The 14,890-nt window shown below is 55.7% G+C and carries 15 protein-coding genes; 5 read left to right on the top strand and 10 right to left on the bottom strand.

Annotation, left to right across the window (positions count from 1 at the left end; genetic code table 11):
- Positions 1 to 222: 222 nt before the first annotated feature.
- From IEY52_RS01360 to IEY52_RS01330, 7 genes are all read right to left on the bottom strand, one after another.
- The gene (locus IEY52_RS01360) at positions 223 to 1,377 is read right to left on the bottom strand and encodes an FtsW/RodA/SpoVE family cell cycle protein (protein WP_229684597.1); all 1,155 of its coding nucleotides are present in this window, start codon (positions 1,375 to 1,377) and stop codon (positions 223 to 225) included.
- Positions 1,356 to 2,636, bottom strand: coding sequence for a UDP-N-acetylmuramoyl-L-alanine--D-glutamate ligase (murD, locus tag IEY52_RS01355; protein ID WP_188998661.1), 1,281 nt, complete (start codon positions 2,634 to 2,636; stop codon positions 1,356 to 1,358). Before murD ends, IEY52_RS01360 begins: the two co-directional genes overlap by 22 nt.
- Positions 2,633 to 3,574 (bottom strand): phospho-N-acetylmuramoyl-pentapeptide-transferase, encoded by a 942-nt coding sequence (locus IEY52_RS01350; RefSeq protein WP_229684596.1) that lies wholly within the window; start codon positions 3,572 to 3,574, stop codon positions 2,633 to 2,635. Before IEY52_RS01350 ends, murD begins: the two co-directional genes overlap by 4 nt.
- Positions 3,571 to 4,320, bottom strand: coding sequence for a hypothetical protein (locus IEY52_RS01345; RefSeq protein ID WP_188998657.1), 750 nt, complete (start codon positions 4,318 to 4,320; stop codon positions 3,571 to 3,573). The genes IEY52_RS01350 and IEY52_RS01345 overlap by 4 nt, the downstream gene beginning before the upstream one ends.
- Complete coding sequence (locus IEY52_RS01340) at positions 4,313 to 5,560, bottom strand: UDP-N-acetylmuramoyl-tripeptide--D-alanyl-D-alanine ligase (protein WP_188998654.1); 1,248 nt, start codon at positions 5,558 to 5,560, stop codon at positions 4,313 to 4,315. Before IEY52_RS01340 ends, IEY52_RS01345 begins: the two co-directional genes overlap by 8 nt.
- Before the next feature lie 132 nt (positions 5,561 to 5,692).
- Positions 5,693 to 7,282 (bottom strand): DAK2 domain-containing protein, encoded by a 1,590-nt coding sequence (gene fakA / locus IEY52_RS01335; protein ID WP_188998651.1) that lies wholly within the window; start codon positions 7,280 to 7,282, stop codon positions 5,693 to 5,695.
- Positions 7,275 to 7,610: an Asp23/Gls24 family envelope stress response protein gene (locus IEY52_RS01330; protein WP_188998648.1), complete on the bottom strand. Its 336-nt coding sequence runs from the start codon at positions 7,608 to 7,610 to the stop codon at positions 7,275 to 7,277. The genes fakA and IEY52_RS01330 overlap by 8 nt, the downstream gene beginning before the upstream one ends.
- Positions 7,611 to 7,741: 131 nt before the next feature.
- Here IEY52_RS01330 and IEY52_RS01325 point away from each other — a divergent pair, with 131 nt between their 5' ends.
- Complete coding sequence (locus tag IEY52_RS01325) at positions 7,742 to 8,248, top strand: hypothetical protein (protein ID WP_188998644.1); 507 nt, start codon at positions 7,742 to 7,744, stop codon at positions 8,246 to 8,248.
- A gap of 177 nt (positions 8,249 to 8,425) precedes the next feature.
- Positions 8,426 to 9,082, top strand: coding sequence for a hypothetical protein (locus IEY52_RS01320; RefSeq protein WP_188998641.1), 657 nt, complete (start codon positions 8,426 to 8,428; stop codon positions 9,080 to 9,082).
- Between the two features lie 78 nt (positions 9,083 to 9,160).
- Here IEY52_RS01320 and ald read toward each other — a convergent pair whose 3' ends face one another.
- From ald to truB, 3 genes are all read right to left on the bottom strand, one after another.
- Entirely contained in the window at positions 9,161 to 10,279 is a 1,119-nt protein-coding gene (ald, locus tag IEY52_RS01315; protein WP_188998638.1) for an alanine dehydrogenase, read from the bottom strand.
- Positions 10,280 to 10,606: 327 nt separating this feature from the next.
- A complete protein-coding gene (locus tag IEY52_RS01310) occupies positions 10,607 to 11,404 on the bottom strand; it encodes a MerR family transcriptional regulator (protein ID WP_188998634.1) in 798 nt (265 codons plus the stop codon).
- Positions 11,405 to 11,461: 57 nt separating this feature from the next.
- Positions 11,462 to 12,400 carry a tRNA pseudouridine(55) synthase TruB gene (gene truB / locus IEY52_RS01305; RefSeq protein ID WP_188998631.1) on the bottom strand — a complete coding sequence of 313 codons (939 nt, stop codon included), beginning with the start codon at positions 12,398 to 12,400 and terminating at the stop codon, positions 11,462 to 11,464.
- Positions 12,401 to 12,577: 177 nt separating this feature from the next.
- Between truB and IEY52_RS01300 the strand changes: the two genes are divergently transcribed.
- Genes IEY52_RS01300 through IEY52_RS01290 form a run of 3 tightly spaced genes read left to right on the top strand, consistent with a single transcriptional unit; the run spans position 12,578 to position 14,707 of the window.
- Positions 12,578 to 13,021, top strand: coding sequence for a GbsR/MarR family transcriptional regulator (locus IEY52_RS01300; protein WP_188998628.1), 444 nt, complete (start codon positions 12,578 to 12,580; stop codon positions 13,019 to 13,021).
- Complete coding sequence (locus IEY52_RS01295; RefSeq protein WP_188998614.1) at positions 13,018 to 13,920, top strand: ABC transporter ATP-binding protein; 903 nt, start codon at positions 13,018 to 13,020, stop codon at positions 13,918 to 13,920. The genes IEY52_RS01300 and IEY52_RS01295 overlap by 4 nt, the downstream gene beginning before the upstream one ends.
- Positions 13,904 to 14,707, top strand: a complete 804-nt coding sequence (locus IEY52_RS01290) for an ABC transporter permease subunit (RefSeq protein ID WP_188998612.1) — start codon at positions 13,904 to 13,906, stop codon at positions 14,705 to 14,707. The genes IEY52_RS01295 and IEY52_RS01290 overlap by 17 nt, the downstream gene beginning before the upstream one ends.
- Positions 14,708 to 14,890 lie beyond the last annotated feature (183 nt).

The raw sequence follows: 14,890 nt of genomic DNA, 5'->3' as shown, positions 1-14,890 counted from the left end.
AGGGTTTTTCACATCTGGAGCTGTCAGCCAGACCGTGACATGCCTGCTGCAAACCAGCGCAAGACAGGCTTTTTGGGCAGACTGGATCATGAAGCTGGATCATGTGCCTGCTCTTGAAACCCTGCTTGCACAGACCACTGCCTGAAGATCAACTGAAGCACTTGGGGCAAAAAGACCACAAAAAAGACCAGGGCCAAACCCTGGTCTCTGAAGGTCTTGAATTTACAGGGCTGCAGCGTGCTCGGGATTGCTGCCCTCGGCCAGGCGCACTTCACGCAGGGCAGAGTGAATCAGACCAAAAGCAATGCCCATGGCCAGCTGTGAACTTCCCCCATTGGAAACCATGGGCAGGGGAACCCCCGTGACCGGGAAAATGCCAATCGCCACACACAGATTGACGAAAGCCTGCCCCACAATCATGAACATGGCTCCGGTGGCCATGATGCTGGCTGCGTGCAGGTGCGGCCTGAAAGTGCCTGCAGAAACCACCATCTCCGATGCCCCCAGTCCCACATAGGCCACCAGCCAGTAGGCCAGAATGATCATGGCCACCCCCAGAAAACCCGTGGCAAAAGCCACGCTGGCAATGATCATGTCGGTGTCTTTGGCGGGAAGGCGGGGCAGACGTCCATCCACACCCTGGCCCCAGAGTCCGCCCCGTTCCATGGCTTTGCGGGCCTGTTTGACCTGATAGCCGGAGTCCTGCGAGGTGTCCTGGCCTTTGACGGTGTTGACGTGCCCGAAGAAGCGCTCAACAATGTAAGGGTTGCGTTCCAGGTAACTGCTGGCAAAAGGCAGGGCCAGCAGGAACAGGGACAGGATCAGGGCACTGATGCTGGTGAACCGCACCCCGGCAGCAAACATCATCAGGATCCCCGAGGCGAAAATCAGCACACTGGTTCCCAGGTCAGGCTCGATGATCACCAGACCCACCGTGGCCATGATCATCAGGCTGCTCTGCCACAGTTTGGCATTCACCCCTTTGCGGGCAAAAGCACTCCCCAGCTGCATGATCAGGGTCAGTTTGGCCAGCTCGGAAGGCTGAAAGCGGATGGGGCCAAAGTCCAGCCAGCGTTTCACATCACTGGCGTTTCCCCCTTCACCCATCACCATCACCATCACCAGCAAAACCAGGGAAATCACCCACATGAAAGGGGCAATGCGAATCACCCCTTTGGGACGCATCAGGGCAAAAAGCCAGGTGGCCACAAAGGCGATGGTGGTCTGCATGCCGTGTCCGATCAGTTCTCCGGGCATGGCCGTGGCAACCCCCACCAGTCCCAGCACCGCAAGGATGCCCTGTGAGAGCCATAAAAGTTGGTGGTACTGGCGGCTTTTGAGGGTCAGGGCGGGTTTCAGGGTTCCTTCGTATAACACGTGACTGCCTCCCGGAAAGCCCGTTCCCGATCCTGGTAATCCCTGAACTGGTCGAAACTGGTGCCCAGCGGAGCCAGCAGCACCGTTCCACCCTGGGGAAGTTGCAGGGAGGCGGCTTTCACAGCTTCCCTGATGGTAGCATCCCCACTTTCCTCAAAGATGACCTGATGGGGAAGGTTAAAGGGTCTGGCAAAAGCCTCTCCTGCTTCCCCGATGCCCACAATGAATTTGACTTTCTGCTGCACCACGTCCTGCAAGGGTTCCAGTGCAGCACCTTTGTCTCTGCCTCCCACAATCCAGGCGATGGGGGCTTTTGCCTGTTCCAGCGCAGATTTCACGGCAATGGTTCGGGTGGCAATGGAATCCACCACATAATCGATGCCCTGGTGGCTGGCCACCAGCTCATTGCGGCCTTTCACGGCTTTTGATTCCAGCAGGGCTTCACGCAGCACTTCTGGCTGGACGGTTTTCTGGATTTGTTGCAGGTAACTTTCCACGGCATAAACAGCAGCCTGGGCATTGGCAGGATGAATGCCTCTGGGCAGCTCTGCTGCATCCAGCAGCACATCACCCCTGAGCAATTTGATTTGCTCGGGTTTTCTGGGGAAGGAGAGGATTCTGGCCCTGGCCTTTTCTGGCACTTTCAATTCTTCCATCACCACAAGGGTGTCGTCTGAAAGCTGGTTTTCCTGGATGCGCCACTTGGCAGCGTGGTAGGCTTCCACAGTCTTGTGGCGGTCCAGATGGTCGATGTCCATGTTGGTGATCACGGCCACATGGGGTCTGAAGGTGTGAATGCGTTCCAGCTGGAAAGAGGAGATCTCCACCACGGCCACCTCTGCATCTTCAATGATGTCCAGAAAAGGCGGATCGAAATTCCCACCGATGAGTGCATTCAGGCCAGACGCCTGTAAAAGCTGCGTGATCAGAACGCTGGTTCCCCCTTTGCCTGCTGTTCCGGTGATCCCAATGACCGGGGTTCTGCGGGTCAGAAAACCCAGTTCCAGCTCTCCAATGACTTTTGCTCCATTGGAACGCAATTTTTCCAGGTCAGGATGGTCGATGGGCACGCCGGGGGCTGCAACCACCCAGGTGTATTTCCGGTCCACAGAGCCCTCTCCAAAACCCAGTTCGGAAACCAGTTGCAGGTCTGCCTCCTGGGGTTTCTGGTCAATCCATTCGGCATTCCAGCCGAGCTTTTTCAGGTACCTTGCCACACCGCGCCCAGAGCGTCCCAGGCCATAAATCAGGGCGTTCATTGACCCTTCCCGAACAGGCCCCAGGCCAGGGCTGTGAAGACCGCAGTGATGGCAAAGAAGCGCCCGGCCACCTTGCCTTCCTGCCAGCCGCTCAGTTCGAAGTGGTGGTGGATGGGGGTCATTTTGAAGATGCGCTTGCCTCCGGTCTGCCGGAAGTAAGCCACCTGCAGGGACACACTGAGGATTTCCATGACGGGAACAATCCCTGCAATGGGCAAGAGCCAGGTGTGGTCATACAGCACATAAGCACCTGCTGCGAGTGCTCCCAGCGCGTGAGAACCCACGTCTCCCATGAAGATGCTGGCGGGTTTCCAGTTGTACCACAGGTACCCGATGATGCACCCGGCCATGATCGCCACCACAGGAGAGGCCCCCAGCAGCGGCAGAATGATGATCAGGGTCACGCCAGCGCAGAGCCCATCCACTCCATCTGTGAAGTTGAAAGCGTTTACCGCCCCCACCATCACGAAGGTGTTGAAGATCAGGTCCCACCAGAACACCCAGTCCACGGTGGTGGGGTGGGCCAGTCTGGCTGCAGCGATGCCAAAAGCCAGACCCACAGTGATCTGCAAAGCAATTTTGTAGCGGGCCATCAGGCCGCCCCGCTCTGCCGCCCCGGTCAGTTTGGCCCGCACGATCATGTAATCGTCAATCAGACCAATGATGCCCATCAGCACGATGCTGAGGATCAACACCACTTCCTGGGGTTTGACGACCCCAATTCCAGATTGCAGGTAATTGAAAATCCACACAAACAGCAAAGCCACCACAAAAGGCGCACCGCCCATGGTGGGCGTGCCCTGCTTGACAAGGTGGGTCTGGGGACCGTCTTTGCGCACGGTCTGGCCCCACCCCCGCCTGCGGGCAATGCCCAGAAAGAGACCCACAAAAAACCAGGCGGCAAGAGCCCCCCAGACCACATTGAGAAGATGGCTCACAAGGCACTCCCGACCGCGTTCAGCTCAAGATCAAAACGCTGAAAAAATCCGTCTTTACAAACCAGCATGACCTGATCGTACACCACGCCCCAATTGCATTCCCGTTGCTGGTCCAGCTTCCAGCTTTTCAGCAGGGTGCCGTCCAGGGTTTTCAGGAAGGCGGTCTGGCCTTCCAGGGTGAAGCGTTTGTTCTGCACCTGCACGGTGGGCACCAGTGCTGTTTCCACACCCCCAGGCACGGCGACCAGATGTGGACCATTGCTTTTGCGAACCAGAGAAGCCACACCTTTGTCCAGTTTCCAGAGCTTCTCATCGGCCAGCACGAAATCGGTCTGGTCTACAGACAGCACATCCTGGATGAATCCTGGAAAGCGGTACGCCGTCAGGTTGCCTTCTGGCGTGAGCACATCTCCGTTGTCCAGGTAGACCAGATTGGCACTCAGGGCCCTGGCCCTTCCCAGAGGACGCACATCAGAAACCCCCTGAACTTTCAGCACCCAGCTGGATGCGGGCAAGCTGGCATACAAATCTTCTTTCCACCAGGCCAGTCCAGAAACAGGAGCAGGCAGGGTGACTTTTTCCAGTTCATACCGGGGACCCTGCAACACATACACATTCCGTCCATACGCCCAGGCCACCCCTCTGGAAAAACTGGACACCACCAGTCTGGGCCCCTGATTCACCTGGCTCACCCAGGGCGCACAGGCCATCAGCAAGAGGGGCAGCAGGGCCAGTTTTTTAAACACCAAACACCTCGCGCACAGCCTGCACAGCCTGTTCCAGGCGGATGCCTCTGGATGCCTTGAACAGCACCACATCTCCAGCCCGCACCTCGTTTTTGAGGGTCTGGATCAGGGCCGCCATGTCGCTGTGGGGATGGGCAGAAAGCTGCTCTGCAAACTGACCCACACTGAACACCAGATCTGCATTCTGCTGGGCATGGAGGCCAATGCCGCGGTGGTACTCTGCAGCGTTCTGACCCAGTTCCAGCATGTCTCCCAGCACCGCCACCTTGCGCCCCGAGTAATGTTTGAGGTTTTCCAGGCTGGCGCGCATGGAAATGGGGTTGGCGTTGTAGGTGTCATCAATCACCGTGACGATGCCCGGATGCACCCGGAAACGGCCCCCTGGAACATCCACACTGCGGATGCGTTCTGCGGCTTCCCGCAGGTTGAGGCCCAGTTCGCGGGCAAGACCCAGACCCAGCACGGCAGCTTCTGCCACCACCTGTGAAGTGGTGGGCACCGTGATGGCATCTCCCAGAAACTGGAAATGGCACTGGGTGGGTTCAAATGTCAGGTTCCTACCCTGAAACGTTCCATGTTCCATGCCATAGGTGGGAACGCCTGGATAAAAAGCTGTGCAGCGCTGGCTCACCACACCCAGTTTTCTGGCCTGCAAGATGCCACCTTTTTCGCGGGCCACATTTTCCACGGTTCCCAGAAATTCCAGATGGGCTTCTCCGACAGCCGTGACCACGCCGTAATCTGGAGAGGTGAGTTCCACCAGTTCCTGCATTTCCCCGATGCGGTCGATGCCCATCTCCAGGACCAGTGGGGCAGGTGTCTGTCCTGCATGTTCCAGCAGAAAGCAGGCAATGGCGTTGAGGGTGTTGAGGTTGCCTGGGGTTGCCACCCCATCCACAGCGGCCCGCACGTACTCTTTTGCAGTGGTTTTTCCAGCGCTCCCGGTGATGCCAATGACCGCCTGGTCATGCAAATCACGCTGGTGCCTTGCCCACTGCCTCAGGGCCGCAGTGGCATCTGCCACCTGCAGACCCCTCTGGACATCCTGATCGGTGAGGACAAAAGGAGCCCCTTTTTCCAGGGCCTGCGCAATGAATTCGTTTCCGTGACGGTTTGCCCCTTGCAGGGCAGCAAAAGCCGTGTTTTCATCACAATCCTGGGCCACGAAGGTGATCCGCTGTGCGGGTCTGGCCTCAGGATGGCGCTTTGCATCAAAAGGAAACTGCTGGGGATCAATCATACAGGCCACATCCTACCGCAGCCACATGAGGAAAAAACAGACGGTGGCTGCAGATGAAATCTGCCTGGGACCGTTCTCTCAGGACAGCAAAAAACCGCAGCAACCATGCTGCGGTTCTGTGGCCGAAAAGGGTTATTCCAGGGTCACCAGATAGTCATACAGATCCGGTCCGCCAGGATGCACTTCGACCATCAAGTCAGGGAACTGCTCTTGCAGGTCATTCATCAGGCGGTCTATTTGCTCCTGGTCCACATTGGGACCCGTGAAGATGGTGGCCACCGTCTGGTCTGTGAAGGTGGTTTTCAGCATTTCCAGCACCGCCTGCTCGGGGGTTTCCCCTGCAAAGACCAGTTCATCGTCTTTCAGGCCAATAACCCCACCCTCCTGAATGTCCAGGCCGTTCAGTTGCACAGAACGGGAAGCACGCGTGACCTCCAGGGTGATCACCCGATTGGCACTGTCCTGCATGGATTCCAGTTGTTCTTCTGCACTGGAGAAACTGGAAAAACCAATGGCTGCGCTCATGCCCTGTCCGAGGGTGCGGGTGGGCACCACTTTCACATGGCCTCCCAGCAGTTCTGCAGCTTTCTGCGCGGCCATGATCACGTTCTTGTTGTTGGGCAGGATGATGATTTCTCTGGCGGTCACGGATTTTGCAGCGTCCAGGATGTCCTGCACGCTGGGGTTCTGGGTTTGCCCACCAGAAACCACCCTTGCCCCCAGCGAGCGGAACACCTTGACCAGACCGTAACCGCTGGCCACCGCCACCAGACCGCTCTGGGGCAGGTCCTCTTCGGCACGGGTGCTGGCCCCGGCCATGGAGAGGATTTCGGTGTGCTGTTCGCTCATGTCTTCCACTTTGGTGCGCACCATGGTTCCGTGTCTGGCCACAGTTGCCAGCAGTTCATCGGGTTCGTTGGTGTGAATGTGACCCTTCACGAATCCCTCTGCGCCCACCACCAGCAAACTGTCTCCGTACGGGGACACCAGTTCACGCACTTTTTCGATGGGGAGCGTGCAGTCTTTCATCAGGAATTCGGTGCAGTACCCGAACTCTTCGTGCTCTATGCCCTGTCCAGCATAAGATTCAATGGTGGGCGCAGCAGGCAGAGGGCGGTCCTGCAGGTAGGCCAGCATGCCTTCCAGAATGTACAGGTAACCCTGTCCTCCACTGTCCACCACACCGGCCTGTTTGAGGGCAGGAAGCTGGTCCGGGGTTCTGGCCAGAGCCTCCTGACCCGCTTGCAGGGCACATTCCAGCAACCCTTCCACAGTGGTTGTCTTGGCTTTTCTGGCTCCAGAAGCCACTTCACGGGCCACCGTCAGGATGGTCCCCTCGACGGGCCGCATCACGGCGGCATAACCCAGTCTGGAGGCCTGTTCAAAAGCTGTTTTCAGGTGCTCCACCGTCACATTTTTCTGGTCCCGGATGGTTTCACTGAAGCCCTTGAACAGCTGGCTGAGGATCACGCCACTGTTGCCACGCGCACCCAGCAGACCGCCATAAGAGATGGCTTTGGCCACCCCAGGCATGCTGTCCTCATCGCAGGTGTCGAGTTCCCGGCGGATGGACTGCATGGTCAGGTGCATGTTGGTTCCGGTGTCACCGTCAGGCACCGGGTACACATTCAGGGCATTGACCTGCTCTTTGTACACCCCGAGCCAGTCGGTGGCGTACCTCAAAGATGCTGCAATTTGCTGTGAAGACAGGGTCTCAGGCATGGCTCACCCCCACGGCATGCACGGTCACTCCGGCCAATTCGATGCCTGCATTTCTTTTGATGAACTCTTTGACTTTCTCTTCGATGTTGCGGGCCACAATGGGAATGTTGACCCCAAAGGCCACAATCACGAACAATTCAGCGCTGTACTGGCCATTGCTGTCTTTCTTGATGGCAACCCCCTCAGAGGCCTGTGCCCGCCCCAGAATCTTGCGGATGCCGTCACGGATGTTGGCAGGGGACATCCCCACCACGCCGGGAATTTCATGGGCGGTCAGTCCAATCAGGGCAGCCAGTGCCCCTTCGGTGATGGTAATGTTTCCTTTCATATCAACCTCTTATGACTTCAGAGTATACCGGAGTCTTGGCTTCTGGGCAGACCACAGCCATCTGGCAGAGGGTCAGGTAAGATGCATGGAGATGCTTTTTGCAGTTTATGGCAATTGATGAAGGAGTGGTCATGAAAAAAGGTTTTCCTGGAGCAATTTTAACTGGACTTCTGGTGTTGCTGGCTTCCTGTGCTCCAGCGGTCACCAGCACACAGGCTCCTGCCATTTTGAGGCAAGCCCAATCCATCCGTGTTCCGCATGGACTTTACTCTTTTTCAGTGACCCATTCGGTACGGGAACTCACAGGTGATCCAGACACCTTTGCACAACTGCACCCAGAGGCTGAAATGACTGCCATGGCAGGGGATCAGATTGCCCTGGGAAATTTCACTTCACGTTTCAAATTGTCAGATGGATCCAAAGAAGATGTTCTGAACATTCACCTGGTGAAAGTCGAGGGAAACCGCAAGATCCTGAGCCGCACGGATGAACGCATCGTTTTTGCAGATGAGTTGACCCTGACTTTTGAAACCCAGAACAGGGGGATTGGGTATTCAGGTGATTACATTCTGGAAGTGTCTTTTGACTCTGGGTTTAAGAGAAAACTGCGTCTGTCCATCCTGGAAGCCCTGAACTGAACCTTTGCATGTTTACAACAAAAGCTTCATTTGTTCCCAGAAGCGTTCAAAGGGTGAAATCAGGGTTTGAGGTTTTGATAGATCATCTAGCCTATACCATTTGCATGAGCTTGAAATGAAAGTTTAAATGCAGCATACTGTTCCAGAAGTCCTGAAAATGGACAGCAAAGGTGGTTTATGCTTAGAAATTTTGTATTGATGGCTCTGGTGGTTGGTCTGGCTTCTTGCGCTCCTGGAGCAACTTCTTCTTTGAACCAATCAAAGAATCCTTATTCTGCTGCAGCGCGCTACGAGACACTGAGCAGCATCAAAGTCAAGCCTGGAGAAACCACATACGCCACGGTTTCTTACAACCCCAAATATCTGGATGGTGATTTCAGCAAAGCGGTTGAGAACAACGTTGTGGAACCAGATTACCCCAAGGAAGGTGACATTTACGCCGGATCTTTACAGGGCATGTTTGACGTCATGTCCATCAGCCCCAAAAAAGATGTTGACATCAGCATTGCTTATGTGGAAGCCCGCAGAGAAATTGGGAAAGTAACTGTCACACCTGGGAATTACTACGACAACATCCAGTACAAATATTACGATTCCATCGAAGTGACCTACAAAATCATAGTGGCAAAGTCTGAAGAGTACATTCCTTCCATGTACACCCTGGACCTTCGCAACAATTTCAACAGCCAGCACAAATCTGTGATGCTGTTTCTGAAAATCGAAGGGCAGGACATTTCGAGTTTGCTGGACGATATTCTCAAAGATGATGACGGGCCAGAAACACCTGCCCCTTCCAAACCTGAAGAGCCTAAATCTGGTTCTGAAACCAAATAAAAGAACACAAAAACAATAAAGCGAAGGAAACCCCTTCGCTTTATTGTTTTGATGCTATTGTTTTGATGCTTCTGAAGTTTAAATCAGAACCTGTTGCAGGGCCTGTCCAGGTTCCATAAATTTCAGCCCAAAGGCTTCTGCCACACCCTGGTTGGTGCACTGGCCCTGGAAGGTGTTGAGGCCTTTCAGCAGGGAGGGATTGGTGGCAAGTGCGTCCAGTCCACGGTCTGCCAGCTCCAGCGCATAACGGATGGTCTGGTTGGTGAGGGCGTAGGTGCTGGTTCTGGGCACAGCTCCGGGCATGTTGGCCACGCCATAGTGCACCACACCATCCACCACGTAGGTGGGGTCATCGTGGGTGGTGGCATGGATGGTTTCCACGCAGCCCCCCTGGTCCACGGCCACATCCACAATCACACTGCCGGGTTTCATCAGGGAAAGCATGTCGCGGGTGATCAGGTGGGGGGCTTTGGCTCCGGGGATCAGCACGCCACCAACCACCAGATCTGCGGTGGCGATGGTTTTGCGGATGTTTTCCTCGGTGCTCATCAGGGTGACCATGCGTCCCCCGAAGACATCGTCCAGGTACTGCAGGCGTTTGTGGCTCACGTCCAGGATGGTGACCTGTGCACCCAGGCCCATGGCCATTTTGGCTGCGTTGGTGCCGACCACGCCGCCGCCCAGAATCACCACTTTGCCGGGTTCCACACCAGGAACGCCGCCCAGCAGCACGCCCAGACCGCCATTGGGTTTTTGCAGGTGGTAGGCTCCGGCCTGCACGGACAGGCGACCTGCGACCTCACTCATGGGGGTGAGCAGGGGGAGGCTGCCGTCGTTCATCTGCACGGTTTCGTAGGCCACTCCGGTGGTGCCGGTTTCCAGCAACCTGTCGGTGAGGGCCTGGTCTGCAGCAAGGTGCAGGTAGGTGAACAGCAGCAGTCCTTTTCTGAGGTACTGGTATTCCTGCTTGATGGGTTCTTTGACTTTGACCACCATGTCTGCGCCCCAGGCTTCGTCTACCGTGACAAGCCTTGCGCCAGCAGCGAGGTATGCGTCGTCGGAGATGCCCGACCCCACACCTGCACCCTGTTCAACCAACACCGTGTGCCCACGGCGGACGAGACTGGCAACGCCTCCGTCGGTAAGGGCCACACGGTTCTCTTTGACTTTGATCTCTTTAGGCAAGCCGATGATCATACTGACCTTCCTTCTCAGCACTTCTGGGCAGGTTTTGCTGGACCAGAAGTCTGGTATTGCGAAAGCAACTGTGGTTCACTGTGGTCCACACCAGAGTGTGTATCCTGTATACAGATTGCTTGGACTTCAAGATAACCCATTTTCCATGCAAAAGGGAAGATGGAAACCCTCCATCTTCCCCTGTCTGTGCTGAGACCAGAATGCCCTGTTTAAGTGTTGTCATTACACCAAAAACAGATGGGCCTCGATACACCAATTGTCAATGAAAAAGCACAATCAGGCTGTCATGAATATCAAGTTTCAGGCATAACCATGCAAGCCATGCACTCAGGCTTTCTTGCGCACCGGAACATGAATTTCGGTCAGGTGGTCTTTTTGGTCTTCACCAAAGTGCAGATAGGCTTCCCGCATGTGCCCGGTGCGTTCATAACCATGCTGCTCCAGAAAGGCCGCCAGTGCAGCGTAGGCATCTCCCAGATCTTCATAACTGCCTTTGTGCAGCACCACACCCATCTCAGGGGTGGCTTCCTGCAAGTAACAACGAACGCCTTCTGCAGTCTCGATGGGAGCTGCGATGGGAAAAACCAGTTCCAGTGTGAACGCCTCCATGTCTCCATAATCGCCATACCAGACCACGGTGTCGGGTCCTGTGCGCGTTGCAGGATGCTGGGCCAGATGGCCACACAGGCGGTCCCACAACTGCTGCATGGGAGCGGTGACGTGCTGGTAATCCTGCGCGGTGCCCTGGGCAGAGAGCACAAAACGTTCAGGGATGCTGCGGATCTCGGGGCTGTACATGTGAACCTCCTTCAACTTGTGTTCCAGACGTGAAATTTTGGATTGAAGGTGTTCAAGCTCCTCCCGCAGTGCAGCACGGTGCTCCTCCAGGAGCAGCAGAAAATCTGCTCTGGACAGCCCCTGGGTCACCTGACGGATGCGCTCCAGAGGCATCCCCAGATCCCTGAGAGACAGAATCTGCTGCATTTTCTGCAAATCTCCAGCGGTGTACACCCGGTAGTCGTTGTCTGAGATGCGACTCGGAGACAGCAGGCCCAGTTCGTCGTAGTGCCTGAGGGTCCTGAGGGTCACCCCTGTGATGCGTGCAAATTCACCGATCTTGAACATGGCTTCACCCAGAAAGAGGTTAGGGGCTCACGTTGCGTGAAGGTCAAGCCCGGCCCTTCAAGATCCGTGCCAGACCCGCAAAACCCTGAGCACCCCTTCAGTGACTTCTGCAACAGCCACCAGTTCATTTTCATGCAGGACCACAAAACGGCCCTCCTGATCGTGCCTGATTTTCTGGCCTGACCGCAGCCGTTTTGCCAGTTCTGCGTCCACCTCCAGAACAGGAAAGTCCAGGGCTGTCAATTCGCTGTATCCGGTGGCTTCTGGCAGTTGTTCCAGGGACACACAATCCTGCAGGTGGTATTTTCCTGCCCTGGTGCGCACCAGTCCTGCAAGATGGGCTGGCATGTCCAGGGCCAATCCCACATCACGGGCCAGGGCACGGATGTAAGACCCGGAACTCACGCTGCAACGGACCACCAGCACGGGAAAATCCCCCAGTTGTTCTGGAAAAGGGAAAGCCTGGCCAGATTCGGTGATGCTCCATCCTTTTTCTGCAGGCCCAAAACGCAGGTGTTGCATGTCCTGGGTGCTGCTGATTCCCAGCAAGGTCAATTCATGCAAGGTGATGGAACGGGCAGGAAGCTCAATGGAACCGCCCTGTCTGGCAATGTCATAAGCCCGCACTCCACCCACCTGAATGGCACTGAACTGGGGTGGAATCTGCTGTTGAGGTCCCAGAAAGCCCTTCAGAACCTCCTGGATTTTTTTGGGATTGGGCAGGGGAGAAGGGGTTTTTTCAGTGATGGGGCCTTCAGCATCCAGGGTCAGGGTGGCTGCACCCACAGCAATGAAGGCCAGATAATCTTTGGAGTCTGCCTCCATGAATTGCACCAGTTTGGTGGAATCCTCCACGCACAACACCAGCACTCCGGTGGCAAGGGGATCGAGGGTCCCGGTGTGGCCAATCTTGCGGGTCTTCAGCAATTTGCGGGATCTGGCAACCACATCGTGGGAGGTGAAATTCAGGGGCTTGTCCACAGCGTAAATGGGCATGGCAGTAGGCTACAGGAACAGGCTTCCCATTGGAAGCTTTCTGCAAAGATTGAGGGACTTTGACCCAATCGAGCACAACAGCAAGGGGTGTCTGATGGTGGCAGATGCCAGGAATTGAACCCAGCAGTAAAGTGAACTTGAAATTTCAAAGATTCCTGAAATTTCAGAAAAGAGTGTATGACCCCGCCACAGGACCAGTTCATCCAGCACGTGACCAGGGTGTTTGAAGCCCAGGGAGCACAGCGCATTCTGGGTCTCCTGCTGGGAGCCCTGCTGATTCACCCGAAAGGCCAGATGAACGCCCAGGAACTGCAAGACAGCCTGCACGTTTCCAGAGCGGCCATCAGTCAGGGATGCACCACCCTGACCCAGATGGGCTTCATCGAAAAAGTACGGGTCAAAGGAGACCGCAAAAGCGATTACCGCCTCCGGGAAGGGGTGTGGGAAAAAGTGGCCATGCAGGGGGTGCAGAAACTGCAGATGTTCATCGAGGTGGCGGATTTTGGTTTGCAACTGGCCCCCAATGACCGCCTGAGCGACATGAAGGCCTTTTTTGAGTTCTGGCAGGAAGCCTACCCCAGAATTCTGCAGGAGTGGCAAAGCAGAAAAGGACAGCCATGAAAGTGATTGAGGTTCAGCATCTTGAAAAAAAGTATGGGCGTTCCAGAGGCATCCAGGACCTGGTGTTTGAGGTGAGAACAGGGGAGGTGTACGGGTTTCTGGGACCCAACGGATCAGGCAAAACCACCACCATCCGCACCCTGCTGGGCATGCTGAAACCCACCTCTGGACAGGCCTCCATTCTGGGTCTGGACATCAAGCGTGACACGGTCAAAATCCGCCAGAAGGTGGGCTACCTGCCCGGAGAGCTCAACCTGTACCCCGAAATGACCGCCCTGGAAGTCCTGCGTTACTTCGCGGATCTGCGTGGCATGAAAATGGACAAAGAGGTCCACGACACCATCGAACGCCTCAAACTGGACCCCAGAAAAAAGATCCGCGACCTCTCCAAAGGCAACAAGCAGAAAATCGGCATCATCCAGGCCTTCATGCACCACCCGGAAGTGCTGATTCTGGATGAGCCCACCTCGGGTCTGGATCCCCTGATGCAGTACGAATTTGACCAGATCATTCTGGACAGCAAGAAACAGGGCAAAACCGTGCTTTTAAGTTCACATGTGCTGGCAGAGGTGGACAAGACCGCAGACCGGGTGGGCATCCTCAAAGAAGGCCGCCTGATTGTGGAAAGCACCATGCAAGAGTTAAAAAGTCATGCTAGACAGCAGATTGAGGTGGAGTTTGCAGCTGTTCCACCAGCGGAATCCCTCTCAAACATTCCAGGCATCACCGAAACGCAACTGCAGGGCAACAGGGCCATTTTCACGGTTTCAGGCAAGATGGACGCTTTCATCAAGACCCTCTCCAGGTTTGAAATCCTCAGCCTGAGGTCCATGAGTGCCGATCTGGAAAGCCTTTTTATGGAGTACTACCGGGAGGACCAACATGTTCAGCGTGTTTAAAAACACCTGGCTGCGGGCCAGAAAACCCCTGATCTTCTGGTGCCTCGCGCTCTTTCTGTGGTGCCTGGCTGAACTCTCCCTGTTTAAAAGCCTGATCTCCAGTGGAGGCATGGACCGCATGCTTGACAGCATGATGGGCAACATGCCCCCCCTGCTCAAGCAGATGTTCTTCAGGATGGATCTGGTGACTGCCCCTGGATACTTCAATGCCAGACTCCTCAGCCTGACTTTGCCTCTGGTGCTGATCATTCACGGGATCAGCCTGGGAAATGCAGCCATTGCAGGAGAAGAACAGCATGGGCAACTGGATTTGCTGCTCTCCAATCCGCTCAGCCGTACCGGATATTACCTGGGCCGTTTGCTTGCCATGGTCAGCATGCAAATGCTGCTGGTCGGGGTGTTCTACCTGACCTGTGTGCTGTTTGCGCCTGTGCTGGGAGTGGAATTCAAAGGTGCACATTTGCTGGATGCTTTCAGCAGTGTGTTTCTGCTGGCCCTTACAGCTTCCACCCTGGCCCTGATGGTGGGCAGTCTGGTGCCCCATTCTGGTGTGGTGATGGGAACGGCCAGTGTGATCCTGCTGGCCAGTTACCTCCTCAATGCCGCAGCCCCGGTCAATCCCGACCTGAAGGTGTTGCAGTCTTTCTCGGTGTTCTACTATTACAACGACACCTTGCCCATCAAAAACGGTCTTGACGCCAGCAGTGCCCTGGTGCTGGTGGCCATTGCTGTGGTGCTCAGTGGGATTGGGCTGATGCGGTTCAACAGTCGGGATCTGAGCAAGTAGTGTGATCTGGGGTTGCTGGCAGGCGTGCCTGTCTTGTGCAATGCGAGGAACTGCCACGTGGTCCCTCTGCACGCTCGCCCCTACAGGCGCAACGCCAATCTTTTTTGCTCTCGACCCTGTGCTCTCGGCCCTGTGATCTCGGCATCCACATGCCTCCCCTGCCTTTCTGCCTGCTGCTTTCAG

Source organism: Deinococcus roseus (assembly GCF_014646895.1).
Taxonomy (GTDB): Bacteria; Deinococcota; Deinococci; order Deinococcales; family Deinococcaceae; genus Deinococcus_C; species Deinococcus_C roseus.
The sequence above is the reverse complement of the archived record's forward strand: the minus strand, read 5'-3'. Positions and strand labels throughout refer to the sequence as shown.

Excerpts from the sequence above, each read along its gene's own strand:
- murD (WP_188998661.1), bottom strand. The coding sequence starts at position 2,636 with ATGAACGCCCTGATTTATGGCCTGGGACGCTCTGGGCGCGGTGTGGCA.
- IEY52_RS01340 (WP_188998654.1), bottom strand. The coding sequence starts at position 5,560 with ATGATTGATCCCCAGCAGTTTCCTTTTGATGCAAAGCGCCATCCTGAG.
- fakA (WP_188998651.1), bottom strand. The coding sequence starts at position 7,282 with ATGCCTGAGACCCTGTCTTCACAGCAAATTGCAGCATCTTTGAGGTAC.
- IEY52_RS01330 (WP_188998648.1), bottom strand. The coding sequence starts at position 7,610 with ATGAAAGGAAACATTACCATCACCGAAGGGGCACTGGCTGCCCTGATT.
- IEY52_RS01325 (WP_188998644.1), top strand. The coding sequence starts at position 7,742 with ATGAAAAAAGGTTTTCCTGGAGCAATTTTAACTGGACTTCTGGTGTTG.
- IEY52_RS01320 (WP_188998641.1), top strand. The coding sequence starts at position 8,426 with ATGCTTAGAAATTTTGTATTGATGGCTCTGGTGGTTGGTCTGGCTTCT.
- ald (WP_188998638.1), bottom strand. The coding sequence starts at position 10,279 with ATGATCATCGGCTTGCCTAAAGAGATCAAAGTCAAAGAGAACCGTGTG.
- IEY52_RS01310 (WP_188998634.1), bottom strand. The coding sequence starts at position 11,404 with ATGTTCAAGATCGGTGAATTTGCACGCATCACAGGGGTGACCCTCAGG.
- truB (WP_188998631.1), bottom strand. The coding sequence starts at position 12,400 with ATGCCCATTTACGCTGTGGACAAGCCCCTGAATTTCACCTCCCACGAT.
- IEY52_RS01300 (WP_188998628.1), top strand. The coding sequence starts at position 12,578 with ATGACCCCGCCACAGGACCAGTTCATCCAGCACGTGACCAGGGTGTTT.
- IEY52_RS01295 (WP_188998614.1), top strand. The coding sequence starts at position 13,018 with ATGAAAGTGATTGAGGTTCAGCATCTTGAAAAAAAGTATGGGCGTTCC.
- IEY52_RS01290 (WP_188998612.1), top strand. The coding sequence starts at position 13,904 with ATGTTCAGCGTGTTTAAAAACACCTGGCTGCGGGCCAGAAAACCCCTG.